The sequence below is a fragment of the Terriglobus roseus genome (assembly GCF_900105625.1).
In the GTDB taxonomy this organism is placed as follows: domain Bacteria; phylum Acidobacteriota; class Terriglobia; order Terriglobales; family Acidobacteriaceae; genus Terriglobus; species Terriglobus roseus_B.
Genome location: NZ_FNSD01000001.1, coordinates 381,702 through 401,511, shown reverse-complemented (window position 1 = coordinate 401,511; position 19,810 = coordinate 381,702). Strand labels below are relative to the sequence as shown.

20 protein-coding genes are annotated in these 19,810 nt (G+C 56.0%); 13 read left to right on the top strand and 7 right to left on the bottom strand.

The window, feature by feature from the left end:
* The first annotated feature begins 23 nt into the window (after positions 1-23).
* The 10 genes from BLW03_RS01605 (at position 24) to BLW03_RS01555 (ending at position 11,861) form a co-directional block, all read left to right on the top strand.
* Complete coding sequence (locus BLW03_RS01605) at positions 24-440, top strand: hypothetical protein (protein WP_074652046.1); 417 nt, start codon at positions 24-26, stop codon at positions 438-440.
* Positions 383-844, top strand: a complete 462-nt coding sequence (locus tag BLW03_RS01600; protein ID WP_074652045.1) for an HK97-gp10 family putative phage morphogenesis protein — start codon at positions 383-385, stop codon at positions 842-844. Before BLW03_RS01605 ends, BLW03_RS01600 begins: the two co-directional genes overlap by 58 nt.
* Positions 834-3,524 (top strand): hypothetical protein, encoded by a 2,691-nt coding sequence (locus tag BLW03_RS01595; protein WP_074652044.1) that lies wholly within the window; start codon positions 834-836, stop codon positions 3,522-3,524. Before BLW03_RS01600 ends, BLW03_RS01595 begins: the two co-directional genes overlap by 11 nt.
* Before the next feature lie 66 nt (positions 3,525-3,590).
* A complete protein-coding gene (locus BLW03_RS01590; protein ID WP_074652043.1) occupies positions 3,591-4,295 on the top strand; it encodes a hypothetical protein in 705 nt (234 codons plus the stop codon).
* Positions 4,288-4,845 carry a DUF2163 domain-containing protein gene (locus BLW03_RS01585; RefSeq protein WP_074652042.1) on the top strand — a complete coding sequence of 186 codons (558 nt, stop codon included), beginning with the start codon at positions 4,288-4,290 and terminating at the stop codon, positions 4,843-4,845. Before BLW03_RS01590 ends, BLW03_RS01585 begins: the two co-directional genes overlap by 8 nt.
* Positions 4,845-5,285, top strand: coding sequence for a DUF6950 family protein (locus tag BLW03_RS01580; protein ID WP_074652041.1), 441 nt, complete (start codon positions 4,845-4,847; stop codon positions 5,283-5,285). The genes BLW03_RS01585 and BLW03_RS01580 overlap by 1 nt, the downstream gene beginning before the upstream one ends.
* Positions 5,286-6,743: 1,458 nt before the next feature.
* The gene (locus BLW03_RS01570) at positions 6,744-8,555 is read left to right on the top strand and encodes a hypothetical protein (protein ID WP_170834922.1); all 1,812 of its coding nucleotides are present in this window, start codon (positions 6,744-6,746) and stop codon (positions 8,553-8,555) included.
* Positions 8,556-8,590: 35 nt separating this feature from the next.
* The gene (locus BLW03_RS01565; RefSeq protein ID WP_083350252.1) at positions 8,591-11,035 is read left to right on the top strand and encodes a GDSL-type esterase/lipase family protein; all 2,445 of its coding nucleotides are present in this window, start codon (positions 8,591-8,593) and stop codon (positions 11,033-11,035) included.
* A 24-nt stretch (positions 11,036-11,059) separates the two neighbouring features.
* Positions 11,060-11,596 (top strand): hypothetical protein, encoded by a 537-nt coding sequence (locus tag BLW03_RS01560; RefSeq protein ID WP_074652037.1) that lies wholly within the window; start codon positions 11,060-11,062, stop codon positions 11,594-11,596.
* A 10-nt stretch (positions 11,597-11,606) separates the two neighbouring features.
* Positions 11,607-11,861, top strand: coding sequence for a hypothetical protein (locus BLW03_RS01555; protein ID WP_074652036.1), 255 nt, complete (start codon positions 11,607-11,609; stop codon positions 11,859-11,861).
* 575 nt (positions 11,862-12,436) lie between these two features.
* Here the strand turns inward: BLW03_RS01555 and BLW03_RS01550 are convergent.
* From BLW03_RS01550 to BLW03_RS01525, 6 genes are all read right to left on the bottom strand, one after another.
* Complete coding sequence (locus BLW03_RS01550; protein WP_074652035.1) at positions 12,437-13,279, bottom strand: GIY-YIG nuclease family protein; 843 nt, start codon at positions 13,277-13,279, stop codon at positions 12,437-12,439.
* 6 nt (positions 13,280-13,285) lie between these two features.
* A complete protein-coding gene (locus tag BLW03_RS20755) occupies positions 13,286-13,819 on the bottom strand; it encodes a hypothetical protein (protein ID WP_074652034.1) in 534 nt (177 codons plus the stop codon).
* Complete coding sequence (locus BLW03_RS01540; protein WP_074652033.1) at positions 13,816-14,079, bottom strand: hypothetical protein; 264 nt, start codon at positions 14,077-14,079, stop codon at positions 13,816-13,818. The genes BLW03_RS20755 and BLW03_RS01540 overlap by 4 nt, the downstream gene beginning before the upstream one ends.
* A 25-nt stretch (positions 14,080-14,104) precedes the next feature.
* Positions 14,105-14,809, bottom strand: coding sequence for a hypothetical protein (locus BLW03_RS20075; RefSeq protein WP_083350251.1), 705 nt, complete (start codon positions 14,807-14,809; stop codon positions 14,105-14,107).
* A 151-nt stretch (positions 14,810-14,960) separates the two neighbouring features.
* The gene (locus BLW03_RS01530; protein ID WP_074652032.1) at positions 14,961-15,392 is read right to left on the bottom strand and encodes a hypothetical protein; all 432 of its coding nucleotides are present in this window, start codon (positions 15,390-15,392) and stop codon (positions 14,961-14,963) included.
* 306 nt (positions 15,393-15,698) lie between these two features.
* Positions 15,699-16,493: a hypothetical protein gene (locus BLW03_RS01525; RefSeq protein WP_074652031.1), complete on the bottom strand. Its 795-nt coding sequence runs from the start codon at positions 16,491-16,493 to the stop codon at positions 15,699-15,701.
* 434 nt (positions 16,494-16,927) lie between these two features.
* On the opposite strand from BLW03_RS01525, the gene BLW03_RS20250 reads away from it, so the two are divergent.
* The 3 genes from BLW03_RS20250 to BLW03_RS01510 all read left to right on the top strand — a co-directional run bounded on the left by BLW03_RS20250 (position 16,928) and on the right by BLW03_RS01510 (position 18,645).
* The gene (locus tag BLW03_RS20250) at positions 16,928-17,155 is read left to right on the top strand and encodes a hypothetical protein (RefSeq protein ID WP_139285055.1); all 228 of its coding nucleotides are present in this window, start codon (positions 16,928-16,930) and stop codon (positions 17,153-17,155) included.
* A gap of 2 nt (positions 17,156-17,157) precedes the next feature.
* A complete protein-coding gene (locus tag BLW03_RS01515) occupies positions 17,158-17,409 on the top strand; it encodes a hypothetical protein (RefSeq protein WP_083350250.1) in 252 nt (83 codons plus the stop codon).
* 444 nt (positions 17,410-17,853) lie between these two features.
* Positions 17,854-18,645 carry a hypothetical protein gene (locus BLW03_RS01510; protein WP_074652029.1) on the top strand — a complete coding sequence of 264 codons (792 nt, stop codon included), beginning with the start codon at positions 17,854-17,856 and terminating at the stop codon, positions 18,643-18,645.
* A 108-nt stretch (positions 18,646-18,753) separates the two neighbouring features.
* On the opposite strand, the gene BLW03_RS01505 is transcribed toward BLW03_RS01510, so the two are convergent.
* On the bottom strand, positions 18,754-19,794 hold the full coding sequence (locus tag BLW03_RS01505; RefSeq protein ID WP_074652028.1) for a tyrosine-type recombinase/integrase: 1,041 nt from the start codon (positions 19,792-19,794) through the stop codon (positions 18,754-18,756).
* Positions 19,795-19,810 lie beyond the last annotated feature (16 nt).

Sequence of the window (19,810 nt, the reverse complement as noted above, 5' to 3'; positions counted from 1 at the left end):
GTCTGGGCCAGACTCTTGCCAGCATGTGGGCACAGGGTCGCTACGACCTTGGTCTCAGTGAGGACGAATTCTGGCGTCTGACGCCCAAACAGTTCCATCTGCTGTACGACCGCCACAGAGAGGCCATGCTTCATCGCGAGATGACTGCGGCTTTCACGACGGCAGCTGTGATTAACAGCAGCATGTGTGCGCCTAAGGATGGCGTCGGCGCGATTGAGTTCATGCCCAACCATCCGTCCTTCACGAATCGCGAATCGCCCACGCAGGCAATCTCCGAAGAGAAGCAAGTTGCCCACGCGGATTATATGGCGAAGGTGTTGCAACTCGCCGCAGAGCTGAAGCAGGGGCACGGCCCACTGCTCACAAAGATCAAGGAAGAGTCATGTCCGACTCCGCAGACATCGAGCTCACCGGCTTCGATGAGGTACTCGCAGCCCTAGATAGTCTTCCAGAACAGGTAGATGACTTCCAACGGCAAGCCTTACGTGCTGCCAATGACGTCATCCGTCCTGCATTGGTGGCAGCAACGCCGTACAGCACGGAAACACCCACAGGCACAGCCCTGAGGCCGGGTGAACTGAAGGGAGCCGTGACCTCACGTATTAGCGTGGGTCACCTTGGCGCAGACAGCACGCTCACGGTCGGTTTTGGCAAGCTCGGCTACGTCGCCCGCTTCGTTGATGAAGGCCACGAGAATCCCACCGCCAAAGCCCAGAACGCCCTGAAGCGTACACCACCACATCCCTTTGTTCGCAACGTCATTGACACGACGGCAGAAGCCGCTCATGACGCCTATGTGACCACCATGACCGCTCTGGTCGAAGGCGCTATCAATGGCAGCTAAAGTCGTATTCTCCGCAGACGCACAGGGACTAATCACCCCGATCAAAGCTAGTTCTGCCGAGATCCGCGCCATGCAGAAGGAGCTGTACACCGCTAAGCAAGCGGCAAAGGACAGCTTTAGCGAGCAACGCCTTCAGGCACAGGCAGCTGGTGCATCAACAGAACAGCTCAAGAAGATCCAGCAGGAGTATGCGCAGGAACTACTGAGCATCAACCGCACCTATAAGCAACTCACTGTCGATGCCACCGCTGCAAGCAAGCAGACCGTGACCGCCGAAGAAGCGAAGGCTCAGGCCATTCTTTCAGTGAAAGAGGCTCTGCGTCTTCAACGTGAAGAGGCGCAGAAGCTACAGGCCACAGAGCAGCATTACACGCCAACACGCCAGCAACAGGCTTCAGCCATTCTCCGTGGCGGCGGCCTGCGTGCCGGTGAAAGTTTCGCCTCTATGCTGCCGGGTTTCTCCAAGGTGGCAGAGATCGCCTTCCCAATCGCTGGCGCTCTCGCCCTCGGTGAAGCGCTGGGCCACGGCGTTGAAGAGTTCATCCAGATGCGGAAGGAAACGCTGGAAACGGCGCAGCGCATCAAGGACGGTTTCGAAGGCATCAACGGCCCAATCCTGCTTAGCAACGATGAACTTCACAAAGCCAATGCCCAGCTAGAGATCAGCATCGCTCATCTAGAGCACAAGCCGGTCAATACGTTGGCGCTGGCAATGGCAGACCTTGCCATCGCCGCAGATCATGCTGCTGACCGCGCGAACAACGCTTACGGCAGCTTCCGCAAGCTGCTCGAAGAGAACCAGACAGGCATCTATGCCCAGCTATTCCTGGGCAAAGGTGACACCGGCCTCGTCTCCGACGACGTCAAGCGCCAGATGAAGGACCTTCGTGACCTGTCCCGTCAGTATCGAGATCAGGTACACAGCGGCGCATCGCAAGCCGACCTTGATAAGACCAAAGGTGACATCGCTACCCGTCGCAATGCCGTCCTCTCGTATGTGAACGGTGAGATCGCGAAGCGTAGCGGGAGCGAGTTCACCGCCGACGTAGATGCCCGGACCGGCAGGGTGACGAACGGCCGCTCAGAGTCTTACGCGAAGCTGCATGGCTCTCAAGATGAGAACCTTAACATCCTTAACGGTGTCAAAGATTTCGTCTACGGCGAGCAGGACTATGACGATAGCAGCGCGAAGAACGCCACCCTCACTGCAAAGAAGGACCGACTCACCAGTCAGAAACAACTAGCCGGTGATGCCAATGCAGCAGCTAAGAAAGCTGCGGAAGAGCAGCGGAAGCTGTGGGACGATGACCTCGCTGCCATGCAGGCAGCTGGTAAAGCGTCGGCCCAAGCCGTACTTCAATTCTGGATTGACCGCGAGAATGCAACAAAATCCGGTACCGAGAACTATCTCTTCGCCGACAAGAAGGCTAACGAATCACTGAAGGTTCTGAACGACGAGAATCGCAAGCAGGGCGAGGAAGCACTCAAGTGGTCGATACAGCTTGCCGGGCAACAGCGGAAAGCGACAGAGGCAATCTTCCCCAAGGAAGATGCCTACGCGAAAGGTATCGCCAGCGCATACACCTCAGGTCAGGCACTCCGTGATGCACAGCGTCAGGCGCAGTATGCGATGGCACAGTCGCAGATCCGCGATAGTGTTCAGTCAGGTCAGATAAGTCCGAACGAAGCAGCCTTTCAGACACAAGCGCTCCATAGTCAGCAATATGCTGAGCGTTGGGCACGTCTGCAAGGTTCCTATGACGCTGTTCAGACAGGTCCCAACGCTGATGCACAGCGCAATGAAATCACGAAACAGATGGTCGAACTCAAGTCGGCCTTCGATCTTCAGAATGTCCAGGATGCCGCCGCAGTAGCAGCCACTTCCATCAGTGGTTCTCTGCGTAAGGTAAACGATGACTGGCTGGCTTCCTCAAAGGACACGGCTAGAGAGATCGCCGGACTGTACTCGTCCACTGTCGATGGCCTTAACAGCGATCTATCCGACGCGCTAGGTAAGATCGGCGAGCGCGGACAGCATCACCTCGGACGCCAACTTGGGAACGCTGTGGGCGGAACATTCCGCTCCGGTGCAGGGCAGCTTGCGAACTATGGACTGAAGACAGCAGAGTCTTCGGTTCTGGGAGCTTTCGGCTTAGGTTCTAAGCCTGACGGTTCACGTTCTAATCCGCTGTACGTGATGATTGCCGGGTCTGGTGGGGGAGTAGCTGGTCTCTTCAACATCGGCGGCGGTGTCCTACATCTCTCTGATTCTGTCGCCAACCTCGCAGCGCCTTCAATGCCTTCGACTGACGCCATTCGTTCGCTAGCCGGTGATTCAAGCCCCTGGGCTTCTATTGCTGGTCTCTTCGGTGGCGGCAGGGCGGTGGGTGGCAACATCAACGCGGGCACGACATACCTTGTCGGCGAGCGCGGCCCCGAACTCATTACCCCAAGCTCTGCTGGCTACGTGAACAACGCTTCGCGAACAGCGTCTATGTTTGGCGGTGGTGACACTCATCACTGGAACGTCTCGGTCGATGCGCGTGGTTCGAACGACCCTGCTGCAGTTGAATCTGCCGCGAACCGTGCGGTGATGCGTGCTGCTCCGCAGATCGCGGCTGCGAGTCAGGCGGCGGCACAGGATCGCAAGGGCCGGATGCCTACGTCCAAGCAAAGTTAAGATCCAATTCCATTCCTCACAAGGGCCGCCATTGCGCGGCCCTTCTTCTTGCCCAAAAGGATTCCTGTGGCTTTATCGACCATCACTGTCGGCGGACAGACGATCACGCTCGTTGACCTTCCTGCACCTAATAGTCACCAAAGCGCCTTCTTTAAGTACGAGCCTCCTGGCTTCCGCACTGTGCAGTGGGACATTGATGACCCAGCCGCTGTCGTGACAAGCGGTTACGGGAGCCAGACGCAAATCCAGCCATGGCCGGGTGCCGAATCCATCGGCGGCACGTTCTCGCTGGTACCTCTCACCCAAGCTGAGGCGGACCAGTGGATTAGCTTCTTGATGGCTCTGCGCGGCCAAGCCAACGCCTTCATGATTGGTGACCCGGCAAAGACAAGACCTCGCGGTAATCCCCAGGACAGCGTTCCGCTAGTGACCACTGCGACCATCGCCACCCAGAATCTACCGGGTAGCAATCAGCTCGTGACTCGGGGTTGGTCCGGTGCTGGACGTCTTCTTGAGGCAGGTGACTGGCTACAGATTGGCTTTCGGTTCTACCGAAACCTGTTCCCGGTCATGAGCACGGACGGCACAGCTACGTTGACCGTTTGGCCTTCACTGCGTGAACAGCCCACGGACGCAACACGCATCATTCTCCACGATTGCAAGGGATTGTTTCGGCTCGCAGACAGCAAGCGCACATGGAACGCGGACTACACGCGGCTGACAACCATCAGCTTCAAGTTCGTTGAGTGGCGAGGTGCAGCAATTGCGTAACCTCGATCCCACCTTCAGAGCGCAACTCACGCAGTCGGTATTCTCGCCTGTGCTGTTCGTCATGCTGACTTTTCGGTCGCAGACGATGTACCTCTGTTCCGCCCCATTCAATGTGGCCTTCAGCGGTCAGACCTTCCTCGGTCTTGGCACCTTGGGCGGCATATCCGCCACCCAAGAGGGAACTGAAGTACAAGCTGACGGCATCAGCCTGACCATCTCTGGTCTTGATCCCAAGATCGCGACCGAATGCGAGAGCGACATCCAGCCATTAGCCCCAGCAAAGTGCTGGCTGGGCTGCATGTCGCAAGGCCTATTGATAGGTACTCCCTATCTGTTCTTCAGCGGAGTGGTCGATACGCCGACGAGTAACGTAACGCCCCAGTCCATGAGCATCACTCTAAAGCTAGAGAGCCGGATGCTGCTGCTGAACCGGCCATCGTCCAGGCGCTATACATCCGCTGACCAACACGCCAACGGCTATGCCGACGATACGGCGTTCGGATGGGTTGAATCCCTGAACGACATCAGCCTCAAGTGGGGTGAAGCCTAATGCCTCTACAAAGAAAACCTCATTGGGCGACTCGTGAGTACCACGACTTCCTGCTAGCACGAGCACGCGAGCCCTTCGATTGGGGAACCAACGATTGCGCTACGTTTGCAGCAGACGGCGTCCTCGCCATCACTGGCGTGGACATCATGACGGAGCTTCGTGGCTACACAACGAACACCGGAGCCATGCAGAAGATTCACGACGTCACCAGCGGTACTTCGTTCGAAGAGGCGGTCGTCTGGTGCGCGGGGCGACACGGCCTCATCGAGCGTATGTTCCCTCTCATGGCGCAGCGTGGCGACTTGGTCCTCTACAGGAATGCAGACGACTCAATTGCCGCTGGCCTCGTGTCGCTAGCTGGACGCGAAGTCGTTTCCCCCGGTGACGCTGGCCTGCTCTGTATGCCTCTCACTTCAGTTCATCGCGCTTGGACCTACTAGGCCAACGCTAGCTGTCCTACCGCTCCGTAGGACAGCCCACAGGAAACTCTATGTCCAAGGCCATCACCGGCCTCGCCATGATCGGCGGGGCCATTGCTATGGGCGCTGCAGCATTTCTTGACCCAGCCCTAATTGCTTCGCCTGTCTACGACAAGATCATGGCAGAGCTGGCAATCCAAGGCATCGCCATGGAAGCGGGTGCAATTGCTGACGCCTTGATGAGCAATCGTGGCGAGAACATCACCACACGCCAGCCAGCAGCCAATCGGCAGATGATCCTCGGCATGCAACGCGTTGGTGGAACGCTCATCTACTCCTCGACGACTGGATCGCACCACGACCAATACAACAAAGTGATCGTGATTGCTGGGCATGTTTGCCACAGCATACTGGGTCTCTACCTGGATGGCCGGAAAGTGTATTGGGATACTTCCAGCCAGTACAACACCACACGGAACGGTGTGAACTTTGGCGGTCAGGCCGACCACAACGATCACGTCGGACCAGATGGCAACACCTATAACTTCGGCGGTCTCGTCTTCTGTGAAGCTCGCTTCGGCGAGCAAGTCTCGGGTGACGTTCTTGCCTCGCTGAATGCTAACGATCCCCACTGGGCTACAACGGCAAACGGCAACCCCTACGTCGGCGGATGCACATACGTTTACCTGAAGATCGAGTACGACACTTCCATGTTTCCGTCTGAGCCTGAAATCAGGTTCGACGTCAACGGCAAGTGTGACATCTTCGATCCGCGTACCCAGACCAATGGATTCACTACGAACTGGGCTCTGATCGTTGCGGATCGCATGTGCGATCCGGTGTTCGGTCTCGGGATGTCATACACCGATGACATCAACATTCCTCAGCTCATAGCAGCAGCGAATGTCTGTGATGAACCGGTGGAGCTAGCCGGGGGTGGCAGTGAAGTGCGCTATGCGTGCTGCTGGCACGGAGATACAGGAACAGGAACTGGAGACGTCATCTCCACGATGATGTCTGCAGCCGCAGGGCGTATAAGCCGCATCGGTGGGCAATGGTACATCTGGCCAGCGTACTGGCAGGGACCTAGCTTCACCTTCGATGAGAACGTCGTTCTCGCGAATGCATTTCAATGGAACCCCTATCGATCCTTAAAAGATCGCTTCAACCGCGTGACCGGGACGTATGTAGCTCCCAACTTCCCCTATAACGCAGCGGGAAACCTCTACGACCCCAACGGGTGGTACGACGGCACAATCCAGAACAACTTCGGATTCGCGTTTCAGCCGACTAACTTTCCGCAATACGCAATGGACCCCGCTCATGGCTATCCATCGGATCAATGGCTAGCCGAGGACGGCGGACACCGTCTGCGCCCAGGGTGTGCTCAACAACAGGCCCTTCTCCTATCGCGCTGGCTCAGGCTCTGTCACGACCGTGAGCCAAAGATGCGCTCCTGTATCAGGTGGCAGCTGGTCAATGTATCTTCCCGACGGAAGCCAGTCCAACCCGCTGAATGCGACGTTTGCATTGACAGTGGTGGACAACGTATCTGGCGAGTCTATCGGTGGCACCTACAGCCATGTTCAGCCCACGTCTGTAGCAAATGACTGGTGCGATGGTGCTGTCTGCCACATTGATCAGCTCACCCCGGATACACCCGTGGCTCTGCCGACCGTGCGCGGTCAACGTGGCGCTCTCGGACCTCCCGGCTGTGCAGTCGGTGTGACCGGTCCTGCGGGTTGTGGCTCATCTTTCACGCCACAGTCGCTAGGTGCTGTCTTGTACGCTGATTCATTCGATGGCGCTGACATCTGCGCGAAGATCGCAAATGCCTTCGCATCTGTTGCCGGTACCGCCAGCGCTCCTGCGGCTTCGGCCAGAGTAGTGCTTTCGCCCAACCAGAGCTACACCTGCTCGAACCCGCTCGTCGTGCCGAACGGCTATAGCGCTCCTTATATCTATGCTCCTGAGCTAGATGGAATGAATTCCACCATCACCTACACGGGGTCAGACCCCGAAGGTGTGAAGGTGCTGGCGCGTAACGGAGGTCCGAACGGTTCAGGGGAGATCGTGCACCTCGCTCTCAACATGGCTACGGCTGGATCGAGCATTCGGTGGGAGAGCAGCACCTTCTTCACTTGGATGGATGTGCAGCTTCGCTTCAATGGTTCGACGCGAGGCTTGGACATGGTCAACGTGAATGCGCCAGCATTCGGGGGTGGCGGTTACTTTGAGCGTAACCGCATCTACCTGACCGACATCGGCGGAACAGCTGACACGGTCGCGGTAACGCGTCGTCAAGATCCGTCGCTGGCTGGCGGAGGTTCGTTCTTCTACAACGATTACAACTTCCGGCACGTTTCTGACGAGGGCTTCACGATCTTCAATCAGGAAGCTACCAGCACTGCTTTCCCAGTCTTCGATAACGCCTCACTCTATAAGATTGGCGTCAACGGATGCGGCACGATCTTCAACTTGGCTGACAGCACAATCATGTCTCGCGGCAATGTGATCCTGACCGGTGAGAACAGCGGATGCGGTGTTAGCTATGCAGTCTTCATGCACGGACAAAACTCACTCTTCGATGAGACTGGCCAACAGAGTGTGACTGGGTTTGGATACGGCTTCGATACCGGAGCGAAAGAGTCACAGGTGCAGTGGAACGGTGGCCTTGTCAATGGTCTGGCTGACGCTTTGCCGAACGCCATCCTCTTCCAAGCTGAGGAAACAAACAACTCTACCAACCAGTCGCTTGGCTGGGTCGCGTTAGGAGGCAGCTATAACAAGGTTCTCCTACCAAACAATGAAGGCGGCTGCTCCGATCTGCTCAACAACGTTCGCGCCGCTCCTTACTTCAGATTTCAGCAAAGAAAGACTTCCTTCGGATACCCGGTCATCGAAACGAATCCGAACGATACTGCCGCTTTGCTGACAAATGTGATGGACTTCACGCCGATATGCAAAGGCATGATGTTTGGCGCTGGCTACCACGACGACAATACCCCAGCGATGTATCCCGCCGGGAACCCCGACATTGCTACTCACAGCTTGACGCTCGTCCCGTACACGGCGGCCTCGGCCAACGTAGTGCACGAAGACGGATGGGTAGACGCGGGTAGCGGCAACCTGATCCATTACATTCGTGGCTTTGACGAAGCTGAGACTCACCTTGATGTATCAGGGGCAGTAACCGCAACTGGGACGAAGCTTACTGGGTCATGCACCTATAGTCCCGGCGCTGCTGTAACCTTCCACGTCGTAAACGGCGCGATAACAAGCTGCAACTAACAGCTCCTCTCGCACCAACCCACAAGGACTCCCACATGTCTCGTCTGCTCTTAGCAGCGTGCGCGAACCTGCGTCCGCTAGTGACTGCCATCTTCCTGTTCAGCGGTGTTGCTGCGGCCCAAGCTCCCGCTGGATACGTGACAGTCAGCGCCAGCAAGCTCGGTGGCTCTCGACCCATCAGCAATGCCACTGTTTCATTCACACCGACGCTATGCACAACCTCCACTGCCTTTGGCGGGCGGGCAAACGACAGCCAATTCGCGAAAGTTCCTTACACGGCATCGGTCAGTGAGGGAGCATTCACGGTCACTGTACCTGACGTGTCGCTCACAGCCCCGCTCAATATGTGCTTCGATGTCGTGGTGAAGGACGACCGCTCAGGCAATGTTCTGCTTGGCGGTTTCAACTCCGGCTATGAGAAGGTCCAACCTGCTGTCACCAACTCATGGTGCGTTGCTGGTGTCAACGGCAATGGTGGTGCATGCAACTTCGATGTGTACTCACCACAGGTGTCTAACCTCCCGGCGACTGACTCTCTGGTCGGCCCCGTAGGACCCATCGGCCCCGTTGGTCCCATTGGCGAAACTGGCCCCGCTGGTCCGCAGGGAATTCAAGGTCTGACTGGTAGTGTCGGTCCGCAAGGTCCTATGGGATTAACCGGTGCAGATGGACCTCAAGGTGTTGCTGGTGTGAAGGGCGTCGCCGGTGCAACCGGTCCTCAAGGCATACAGGGATTGAAAGGCGACACCGGCGCTACTGGTGCGACGGGGCCTGCTGGCACGAATGGAACGAACGGCACAGCGGCTTCCGTCAGTGTTGGCACGACCACGACCGGTGCGGCTGGATCATCCGCTCTGGTGGTGAACTCGGGTACTTCGTCAGCAGCGATACTCAACTTCACTATTCCGCAAGGAGCTACCGGCCCAGCCGGTCCGACCGGACCTCAAGGCCCCACCGGAGCTACGGGTGCAACTGGCCCGCAAGGCGTGGCTGGTACGAACGGCACAAATGGGGCTGCCGTGGGATCAATCCCCCAGATTGTTCCCACAGGGCTGATCGGTCACTACCCTCTGACGGGTGGTGCGGGCACGACCGAGTACGACATCTCCGGTGCAGGCAACAATGCTACCTGGGCTGGGACTGCCAACCGAGTTCCGTCAGGCATAACCACCAGCACCTCTGCGATTTTGCACTTTCCACTCGCGATCAGCGCGGGCTTCCAGACTGTCCAGATCCTCTTGGACACGTGGCCGGACCTCACCGCTACCGGTCAGTCGGGAGCATCGTACTTCCCAATCATCGACAACGACGGGGGAAACCTCTACGGCAATGGATTCGTCCTCTTCGGCACCAGCAAGCAGCTGAATCAGAACGCGCTGGGGAACGACAGCTCAGTCGAAACTTGGTATGGCGGCAACGCAGGTAGCGCTAGTTTCAGCTCTGCTGTCGGTACGGCGGTCTGCGTCACCGTTGTCCTGCCGACCGCGAGCACTCCTGAACACGAGTACATCAATGGCACGGAGGCAATCTACTACGGGCAGGGCAACAACTTCTCGCAGGTCGCCGCGTTACGTTCGATCGCTTTGAATCTCGGCGGTTCGGCCTCCGATGGTTACGCTCCCACGACCTACCATTACGCCCTCTTCTACAACACGCCTCTTACACAGGCTCAGGTAGCGCAGAACTGCTCCGCAATGCAGAACAGCACGCTGGCGCGAGGAGTTCAGCCGACGACGACTAATCCCACGACTGAAGATCAGGTCGTCGCGGATGGCGACTCGTTGACCTACGGCCAGAATGGTACGCACCCTTGGACCACCGCACTCACGGCTCCTGCGAAGGTACGCAACGTGGCCGTTTCGGGATGGACTATAGCTGCTCTGTTTACTGAGGCCCCCACTAAGGTTGATCCTCTGTTCGAGCCGAGAGCCGGTGTCAACACTCTTGTCATATGGGCAGGCACCAACGATCTTGCCTTCGGGGTATCTAACCCAGCGCAGACCTATGCAAACCTGCGAGCTTACGCTCTTGCGCGTCAGCGCGTGGGCTGGAAGGTTGTCGTTGTTGACATGATCTCCCGCGTCAATAACGACGCGAATAAGAACGCCTTCAATGCTCTGATTCGGGCTGGCTGGAAGGGTTTTGCGGATGAGTTCGTTGATCTCGGCGCTGACTCACACATCGGTGCCGATGGTACGAACACAAACGCGACCTACTTCAACAGCGACGGTACGCACCTGACTGATGCTGGCTATGCCATCGTGACGACTGCCGTGCAAGCTGCCATCAATCGGATTCTGGGCAACTCGCCTAGCAGCCGTCAGTCATGGATCACGCTGTCTCCTACCGTCGCCCCGTCATGTACAGCTTTCATCGCTGGCCAACTGCAGTACGCGGCTGGCGCTACCGGCGCGAAGGACACCGTGCAGGTGTGTGCGAAGGATGCCACGAACGCATATGCATGGCGCACGATCTATTAGCCAATCGCACCCACCGGAGATGCAATGACTTTAACAATCCACGAACAAGGTGGCTTGCTTGACTCGGAGATACAGCTCCGTATCGATGAGGCCACAGAGAAACAGGCGACGACCTTGGAGCAGAAGTTGAAAGACCATCGTGACGAGATCGACCGCCGCCTAACCACCACCGATCAGGCTGTACGAAACGTAGCCGCGCAGACATCGGACCTGAAGGCCGATGTCGCTGTGCTCATGGCTTCCGACTCTAGACAGACAGAACTGCTTGAGTCCATCGCAAGTAATGGAGACAAGTGGCACGAGGATGACATCGAGTTTCGTGCCGTTCTCGTACAGCGTGTCAGCAAGATTGAAGTTGAGCAGACGGAACTCGCGACTCAAATGAAGCTTTTGCGTTGGGCTTCAGGTACGAGCAACGCTGTACTCAAGGCTGCATGCTTCGTGCTCAACAATGACACTGTGCGCGCCGTTCTGATCTTTGGCTTGCTGCTGGGGATCGCGCATGTCATGTCGCCAGCGCTGTTCCTGCTGGCGAAGCGTCTGCTGGAACTGGCTAGGTAAGGAGGGAAATGTGATCCATCTGATCGAACTCCATCCTGCGGCGCTAGCGATCCTGTGCTACTGGCTCTTCAGCGCAATAGTCGGCGGTATGCCGGACCCTGACGCTAAGAGTGGTCCCGGCTACCGCTGGGTTCACAACAGCCTTCACATTCTTGCAGGCAATCTCACCACAGCCGTCCAAGCAAAATATCCGGAGATGGCAATCCCGGCAGGGTCCTCGATGGAACACAGAGAAACGACTACCGTTACGACACCCTTGCCGTAGCTTCGGCTTTCAGAGCGAGCGCAACATCCATCCTTCCTTCGGGTTTCTTCACACATGCCAAGTACGCATCAATACGGATCGTCGCTCGAATCTTCTGATCTCGAAACGTGTGCCACGTTCGTATATGCGAATCGCCTGGTCGCAGAAATCCTGAAGAATAAAGCTCAGAGGCTTTTCGAAGCCGTGCGAGACATGGATAACGATGACCTCAAGAACTGCTTTATGGATATTGCCCGTACATCTCTACTACGTGCCTTAAGGCATGAACGGCTTGCAAATCTGCAGGAGCGCGATATGGGAAAAAGGTGCCATTGCGCTCGGAGATGTTGGGACTCGCAAACGCTGGTCATGTGATCCCTACGGCGAGGTGCAACTAAACGAAGGTAGCCGTGGCTCACGAGGTCACAGCGGCAAGCTGCGACTTCAGTCAGCGGACCCTACTCTGAAACGGCACGAAATAACGATAACGCTTCCCTAGAGCACTGACTAGCAGTCTGAAGCCCCGACTCTCTGACGGTTTAACGTCAGAGAGTCGGGGCCTTTTCTGCGTGAAGGGCGTCTGCACCGAGATGCAATCAATTGGAATTCAGACCCATCTCCCTGCTTTGAAGCTTCTTCTTCCACCGATCCTCCATTGCTATGATCTCTTCCGTAGTTGTCCCGCTCCCTGCGACTTCCAAGATCGAAACTTGATAGTCACTGTGGTCGCGGCTCTTTAACTGAATGTTGCCGCCATGATTGTTCGACACATATTGGGACCACCGTCCCCAAAAGCCGTCCACACCAGTCGCGGACCCCACATAAAGCTCTTTTGTCAGCGGACAGGTTAGGAGGTATACCCCCTGCACTTGTTTCAGAGATGAAACCCAAGTGGTGGGTAGTGACGATTCGATCTGCGAGAGCGGCTGGATGAAGTTAAGGTAGCCGGGGAATTCAGGTTCCTTGAATCGAGTCAGCAGCTCTGTGACCACTTTGTTCTGATTATCCGCACGCTGGACCCACTGACGTGTGCCGGGACCCCAATCCACAAACAGCTTGCCGCGGAGGTCGCTCAACCTCTCATCAAGTTCTATGGTGTAAACGTCACAGGTTCCGGCTTCGATGAACCCTTCCCGGTGTGCATGCGGAATGTTGACCTGGTTGAGTCCCTGAAGCTGTGAGCGGTACAGTCCAGCGAACAGCGTGCGACCATCTGGTGTGACGACGAACGACGCCCAGAGGCTGGCCGGTCCTAAGCCTGCTTGTCTGCTTGGGTTCTGAACGCTTTGGTAGGAATCGAACGCTGACTGGTCGTCTTGCCGCCATAGCTCGTAGGGAGTCCGACCTTGTGCTGATGAGTTGTCTTGATGTCTCAGCAATCTGACTTGGTCGAGCTGTATTTCGGCCTCAACGAGCAGGGAATTAAAGAAAATGGGCATCGGCTCCTACTGAACGGGCGTCATTGCGCTTTTGGAAATGGCGGTAAGGTATCGGCCCTCATCCGAGTCGGCAAGTGTGAATCGCTCGACGTAGTAATCGAACTCGTACTGCGGGATGGCTATGAGGAAGTAGGTAGCGCCAGCCTCAGCGGTCAGACTCAACATTGACGGCGTGTCGTTGTTCCCTTTACGAGTCCTCGCGCACAGGTGATGCACACCGGGATTGAGCAATGCTACTGAATGAGAGAAGCCCTTGTCTTGGGCGATCCAGGCTCCGTCTGCCGCCAGTGCAATGGAGACGTCGGTGCACTTGAAGCATTTATGGCCGGGGCGGTCTAGTCTCATGTCTTCGACGAACACCACGAGGGCTTTCCCACTAGCAGGCTCCGGGATCACCGTCGTGGGAGCGCTGAGAGAAGTCTCAAGCTTGATGTCCTTCGGACCACAGGCTTTCTCCAAGTCGTTTGCGGGAGCTTGCGCATGGAGACAGCCTGAAGCGCCTACGACCGCCAACAGTAAGACCGCAAGTAGGCTTCTCATTTGGAATCCTTCTTCGCGGCAGCCCAACGCCTCTTTTGCGCAGCAGCGATGCGAGCCCTACCTTCAGCGCTCATTCCACGCTTCACGGCCTTGACCTGAGTAACTGGTGTGGCTTTCTGCGGTCCGGTTACGGTCTTCTTCGGTCGTCCCGGACCGCGTCTCTTGATGACCGGATCAGAATACCCGCTGATAATAGAGCGGGCTTGCTGAAGCTTGCTGATTTCTAGATCGATGGCGTAGAGAATTTCGAGGGTATTCATGCAGTTAGTCTAGACGTTGCTTTCGTCATTTGATTCGCTTCACTAGGAGCGTTTCTCCCTCGTCTTCCACTTTCATCCGGCATCCGCTGGTCGTTTCGTAGATCGTGACGTCTGGATGGTATTCGTAGAAGTAGTTGTAATCGTATTCAGCCTGTTGCCAAATCTGACCATTATCTAGTTTGAAAATTGTCTCGCCGCTCCACCCCTCAACCTCTCCTGAAATCGAAGACTCGACTGCCGGTGTGCACATGCTGCGTCGAACGGGGATATTTGTGACGCTTTGCGGAGAAGTGATGACAAGTGGCTGCCCCAGAAGAGCCGTGTAGAAGTAGCCTGTCTGTGACCCGTTGTCGATTTTGTAAGTTCCACTCGCGAAGTTGCCTTTGATGACTCCACTCCATGCGATTATTGGTGGCCCTAAGGAAATAATCTCGATCTGCCCTGAGGCAGGAACGAAGTTCTTGATGATGCATACACCAGAGCCTGTAAGCGGAGGTGAAACGGTCAGCTTGCAGTCGTCCCCGCGTACGACGATTTGAATTGGGGCAGCTATGGGATCGCTGGATGAAGTTGTGTTGATTGCTGTCCCAGCTAGTTGGTAGCCGGTAGGCTGCTGGCTCACGCTGTGCACCGGGGTCAAGGTTAGAAGCGGTAGCAGCCACAGCGTTCTCTTAACGACCAACACAGACTCCTTCGTTGAAGTACTATCAAGTGTCCAGATGCGGCTCATGTAGTTTGTGCTTGTATGCAGAAGTTTAAACCCTGGACGCGGCCACATTGACTTCTTGCCACACTCATTGAGCGATTCAGTTCGTTGTCGTTGTCACTGATACGACTACTGAGACGTTTCGCTTCAGACCGTTGGCGTGGCGGCCAGCAGCTCATTCGCTCGTTTTGAGTGCAGAAAGCACGATATCCGCAGCGAGGTTATGGAAGCGGTTTTGAGCATCGTTGAGGTCGCCCCGGCGTGACGAGTTCATGATTAGCGTCCAAGCCCGGAGGACGTTCATGTCGCCGACCTCCGGTGCTATGAAGATCCGGTCCCGAATGACATTGTTAGCGGATTCCTTCGCAGCCGCGAGTTCAAGCTGGGAATCGGGATCATAGGCGACTCCAACCTGTTCCAGCCGAATGATTGTTGCGAACGCTTTAGTAAGTGTATTAAGGAGTTCTCTCCACTCCTGCTTACGCTGGTCCCGGAGCCACTGCTTGTGCTGAGCACGTCGTGTCATCCACTGTGACGCCATGCCGCCCGCTAGCGTTCCTGCGATGCCCATCACAGCGACGATGAGCGTAACCGTTTGAGGTTGCATCTAAACAATTGTACGATCTGACAGGCCCCGTTCCGATGACGCGCGACACGTCATTGGAACGGGCCGTTTCTGTTTATCCGGCAGTCTTAGCTGCCGCCTTCGCTGCGGCCCAAACGCTTCGTCTGTGGAGCAGCGATGCAAGCTTTGGCTTCGGCGATCATGACATGCCTCACCGCATTTGATGGGGGACCCGAGGCGGTCTTCTGAGTTGCAGTCGCTAGCCTTCTTCGGACGGCCAGGACCACGCTTCGCGATAGCTATTTCAGAAGAGCCGCTGAGGAGAGCGCGAGCCTGCTGTATAAGCAGCTATGCAGGAGGATCTTGGCTCTCGGCTTTGGACGTCACAGGTGAAGCCTCAGCCCTGAACCACTGGATCACCCGGTCACCGTGTTTCGTTTTCAGCTTATTGAGACCGTCGAAGATGTCCCCGATCCCACGACTCAGAAGATACGTGAAGACAATGAGAGCGACAGCGCTTCCAGATTGCATTTGAACACGCGGGAATGTAGTGAGGTCCACTTTGCTCAGAAGTGCCGCATTGGAAACTAAGGCGACGATGACCTCAGTGAAGCCAAACGTAGTGAGGGCTTTCTGTTTGAAGATGTATATGGCCGACGCCACTATAGCTAGGAAGATTACGGCCTGAACCTGGAGAGACCACCTGAAGAAGACCTCATGATTTGAGACAAGTTCAGGGAATAAACGTTTGACGAGAGGAGTTGCTGCTGCTCGATAGAGACTAAACACTAGCGCGTATGTCAGAAAGCTATAGATCCATCTGAAATCGCTGCCAGCCCGCTTGAACAGAGTCTTGTAGAGTACGAAGACCATTCCGATGTGAGCCGGAAGTGGTAACAAGAGCGTGAACAAGGTGTAGGAGAGTACAGCTAACGGTCCGTGTCCTTCGATCCACGACATGGATGCATTCGAGTAAGCGATGACAGTTCGCCATCGAACAATGGCGAAGACAATCGGTCCAAGGCCGATGACGATTGCGACCAGCCAGCTGAAGACCGCTACGAACGGCAACTCTGGTGCCGTTTCGGACCTCCTAGCTGTCGTGTCCGACTTTGCGCCTTGGCTTTCGGGGACATCGGGCATCGTTGCACCTTGAGTACGTCTTTTATACGGGCATACTAGCCCGCCGTGGTGTGTGGATGTTTCATCTTTTGGCGAGGAAAGGTCTCGTTCCACGGAATCAGGTGGGCAGGGCTCATCAACACCCTGTGGATGACATTCGCTTTTTCATCGCCTATTCTAAGCCTGTGAGTGCTCAAATAAAGTCCCGTACAGAAATTACACATGCGCACATGGGTGAAGAGCTTGCTCGCTGGTCTGCCACGTGTAACGGTGAGTATTGCGCGGCCTGCGGCACTCGCCTGGACGACAGTCTGACCGTCCCACATCTGACTCTATGCAGATCCTGCTGGCCTGACCCCGCTCAGGTAATCCACGCGGTATATGCGTTCATCATGGGCAGAGCGGGGGAGGCGTGGACCCTTTGCTTCTCCGACGCAGACAGAAGGAACGGACCGTTGAGTCTCTGGCTGCTACGCGATACGAGCGACGAGTGCCTCGACGTTGTCCATCGCTGGATCAGACGCAGCGACATTAAGATGCGCGAGCATATCCAGACCTTCGGTCATGCCGGAACCATCGTGTTCCTAAACGAACGCCAGTACCAATTGTTGGTCGACGCGGGCAAACGTGATCCCCGCACGGGATACGAGAAGCGCAAAGCACTGATGCAGGGAGCGCGATAGACATGCACCGTGTTCACATGCGGTTCCTTCGCCAGTCGGAAGACTGGCTCATCCGCTTCACTGATCTGACGGGGAAGGAACAGTTGCGCGACCTGACGTTTCGCGACCCAGACAAGATCGAGCACATGGTTGAGCGTGCTGGTGGGCTACGTGACCTAGCAGGGAAGCAAGCTCTGGAGATGGGGATTCGGACTGGCGTGGGCGGGATCGAGTTAAAGCTCAACGAAGAGCAATACAGGAAGCTGAAGCGATGAAGTATTTTCTGGAGTGAAATGATCTAGATATCCCTCTGCCCACAGGATGAGGCTCCTTTATTTACGTGTTATCCGACTGCTTGTCGCTACACGCGCAATCTCACCCTGGCAAGAATGATGACCAGCGTCCTTCCTCGCAGGTGGTCTCCACGATCTCTGTAATGGTCCAATGGGAGGACCTGAAAGTTAGCAACTTCCTCAGATGTGTGCTGCTCCAAGAAGCCAACCTCATCGCCTCCAGACGAAGACAAAGGCTGGTCTGGCTGACCCGAGGCACGTCTATCGTCGAGATGTGCGATGTCATCTAGGGATGCTGGCGACGGACCGCCGAAACCGAGTGGCCGAAGCTAGCTAAATAGTCACGGGCATCTTTAGAAATCGGTATTCAGTAATGATTGTTTCTCTGCGACGCGATGAGAGTGCTGCCCCGGCTATTATGACTCAATGCGTGCTGCGAATATTATCGTCAACAGCGGGTGGGTGCAGAGCCTTGGCGTTAGCTTTTTGGTGGCTCTGATCGCCTGCTTCTTGCAAGGGCCAGGCGAACGAAGACTCTCGATCGTAACAGCGAGCATACTTGCCTTGATTCTCGTGTGTGCGGGCTTTCTAGTTGTATACAGTAACAATCAGCCCCCTCAGCAATTCTCAGCAACTTTGGTCAATGTGATGGGAGGTCGGCAGATTGACCCGATGCGGTCTGAATTCCAGCGGGTTTGCAACACGAGCGCGGGCGAAGTCGTCGTTCCCGAACCGACCGCACTGTACATCCTGGTCCGAAACGGCACGGCGCTGGCGGCCACAGTAGGCGACTTAGAGATCAAAGAAAAGATGGATTCTGGCGAGTGGTTGGAGCTTACTCGTGTACCTTGGAATGCTGGGAGAAATTACGCAGTAGTTGCTGATCCGTCGCAAGCTTACGAAGTGGAGTTCTCTTATCTAGACGAACGGCTGACCAAGAGTATTGGTCCCGGTCAAACTGTCGAAGGCTGGCTTTTCCTATCTACTCCGGACAGCTTGCAACGCAGTGGGACAGGCGAATATCAGATTGTTCTCACCGACACGGACGGAATTCGCTCTACAGCGATACTGCAATTTGACGCCAAGAAGATTGCGCTAGGCCTTGATCGCACGTACGGTGGCGCCATGCACACTGTCGGGTCGCAGCGGAATCTTCTAAAGCTCCCGATGCGTGCATACGCATGTGTGCCTGACCAGACTGTGCTGCCACCAGAGTGACTAGCCAGTTGGATTAAACCCTGTGTCGGCGTTCAGCAAATCTCATCGTCCGTCATAGCCTAATGGGGCTCGTATGTGATCGTCTCTCGACTACCCATTTCCGATGGGCTAGAACAACCCGGTCACAGCATTACGCAAAGTTTCATCATCGGTCTTGATGTACCGAGCTGACATCGTGATCGTCTTGTGACCGGCTAGCTTCTGAATTGTCTTCATGTGAGCGTTGTTCTTTGCTAGACGTGAACAGAAGGTGTGACGGTTTGAGTGCCAGACGTAATCTTCGATGTTCGCGTCTTTCAAGGCCTCTTTGAACCACTTTCCCGGACGCAAGCTGATGAACACTCTGCCGTCTGGTCCAGTGTCGAAGCACAGACCCTTCATAGCTGTAAAGGCGGCCTCAACCTCTGGTCCCATCGGTATCTCTCTTGGCTCTCCGTTCTTCGTATTCCTCAGGTCGACGACACCCCTGGTGAAGTCCACTGACCGCCAAGTGAGGTTGTACTGCTCAGACAGCCTCATGCCCGTTCCAAGGGAGATGACGAACTCATGCCAACGGTCAGGCCATCGTCTCTGGACGATCTCTTTAATCCTGGTGAACTCATCAGGGCTTAGTTGTTTCTCTCGGGTATTCCGCAGCGGTTTCTTTCTGATCCCTTTGGCCGGGTTCTCAGTGGCCTTTCCGTCTCTGATCGCCTGTCTGAATATGAGGGAGAACAGAGAGCGGTAGATGTTGAAGGTTGCGCCGGATGGCTTCGCACCGGTTGGCGTTCTGCGTTCGTGAAGCCAAGACTCGATGTGCTTAGAACGGATGTCTTCGACAGCCCAAGTTCCAAATTCCTTGCCGATGATGGCGCATCGGGAGGTCACGTTGCGGGTGTCTTTGTGGTGACGTTCGCTGTAGACCAGCACGTCATCGATCAGAGTTTGGAATGTGATCTTTGCATCTTTCAGATTGCGCGGCAGCTGTTTTCCGGCTTTGATCTCGGTCTTGCGCTGCCGGTACTTATCGATAGCTTCCTGTTTGCTCAGCCCGACTCGTTCACGCTTCATCTGCCCATGTGCGTGATACCGAATCCACCAGACTCCGGGGTCTTCCTTCCGCTGAAACACACCTCGAACCTTAAGTGCTGCTGACGCCTTACGGCCCATAGACCCTCCGTGCGGT

What these genes read in the sequence shown, in the direction of transcription:
- BLW03_RS01530 (WP_074652032.1), bottom strand. Translation starts at nt 15,392, where the DNA reads ATGCAACCTCAAACGGTTACGCTCATCGTCGCTGTGATGGGCATCGCA.
- BLW03_RS20755 (WP_074652034.1), bottom strand. Translation starts at nt 13,819, where the DNA reads ATGAGAAGCCTACTTGCGGTCTTACTGTTGGCGGTCGTAGGCGCTTCA.
- BLW03_RS01550 (WP_074652035.1), bottom strand. Translation starts at nt 13,279, where the DNA reads ATGCCCATTTTCTTTAATTCCCTGCTCGTTGAGGCCGAAATACAGCTC.
- BLW03_RS01510 (WP_074652029.1), top strand. Translation starts at nt 17,854, where the DNA reads ATGCGTGCTGCGAATATTATCGTCAACAGCGGGTGGGTGCAGAGCCTT.
- BLW03_RS01515 (WP_083350250.1), top strand. Translation starts at nt 17,158, where the DNA reads ATGCACCGTGTTCACATGCGGTTCCTTCGCCAGTCGGAAGACTGGCTC.
- BLW03_RS01570 (WP_170834922.1), top strand. Translation starts at nt 6,744, where the DNA reads ATGTATCTTCCCGACGGAAGCCAGTCCAACCCGCTGAATGCGACGTTT.
- BLW03_RS01600 (WP_074652045.1), top strand. Translation starts at nt 383, where the DNA reads ATGTCCGACTCCGCAGACATCGAGCTCACCGGCTTCGATGAGGTACTC.
- BLW03_RS01525 (WP_074652031.1), bottom strand. Translation starts at nt 16,493, where the DNA reads ATGCCCGATGTCCCCGAAAGCCAAGGCGCAAAGTCGGACACGACAGCT.
- BLW03_RS01595 (WP_074652044.1), top strand. Translation starts at nt 834, where the DNA reads ATGGCAGCTAAAGTCGTATTCTCCGCAGACGCACAGGGACTAATCACC.
- BLW03_RS01540 (WP_074652033.1), bottom strand. Translation starts at nt 14,079, where the DNA reads ATGAATACCCTCGAAATTCTCTACGCCATCGATCTAGAAATCAGCAAG.
- BLW03_RS20075 (WP_083350251.1), bottom strand. Translation starts at nt 14,809, where the DNA reads ATGAGCCGCATCTGGACACTTGATAGTACTTCAACGAAGGAGTCTGTG.
- BLW03_RS01560 (WP_074652037.1), top strand. Translation starts at nt 11,060, where the DNA reads ATGACTTTAACAATCCACGAACAAGGTGGCTTGCTTGACTCGGAGATA.
- BLW03_RS01580 (WP_074652041.1), top strand. Translation starts at nt 4,845, where the DNA reads ATGCCTCTACAAAGAAAACCTCATTGGGCGACTCGTGAGTACCACGAC.
- BLW03_RS01565 (WP_083350252.1), top strand. Translation starts at nt 8,591, where the DNA reads ATGTCTCGTCTGCTCTTAGCAGCGTGCGCGAACCTGCGTCCGCTAGTG.
- BLW03_RS01605 (WP_074652046.1), top strand. Translation starts at nt 24, where the DNA reads ATGTGGGCACAGGGTCGCTACGACCTTGGTCTCAGTGAGGACGAATTC.
- BLW03_RS01505 (WP_074652028.1), bottom strand. Translation starts at nt 19,794, where the DNA reads ATGGGCCGTAAGGCGTCAGCAGCACTTAAGGTTCGAGGTGTGTTTCAG.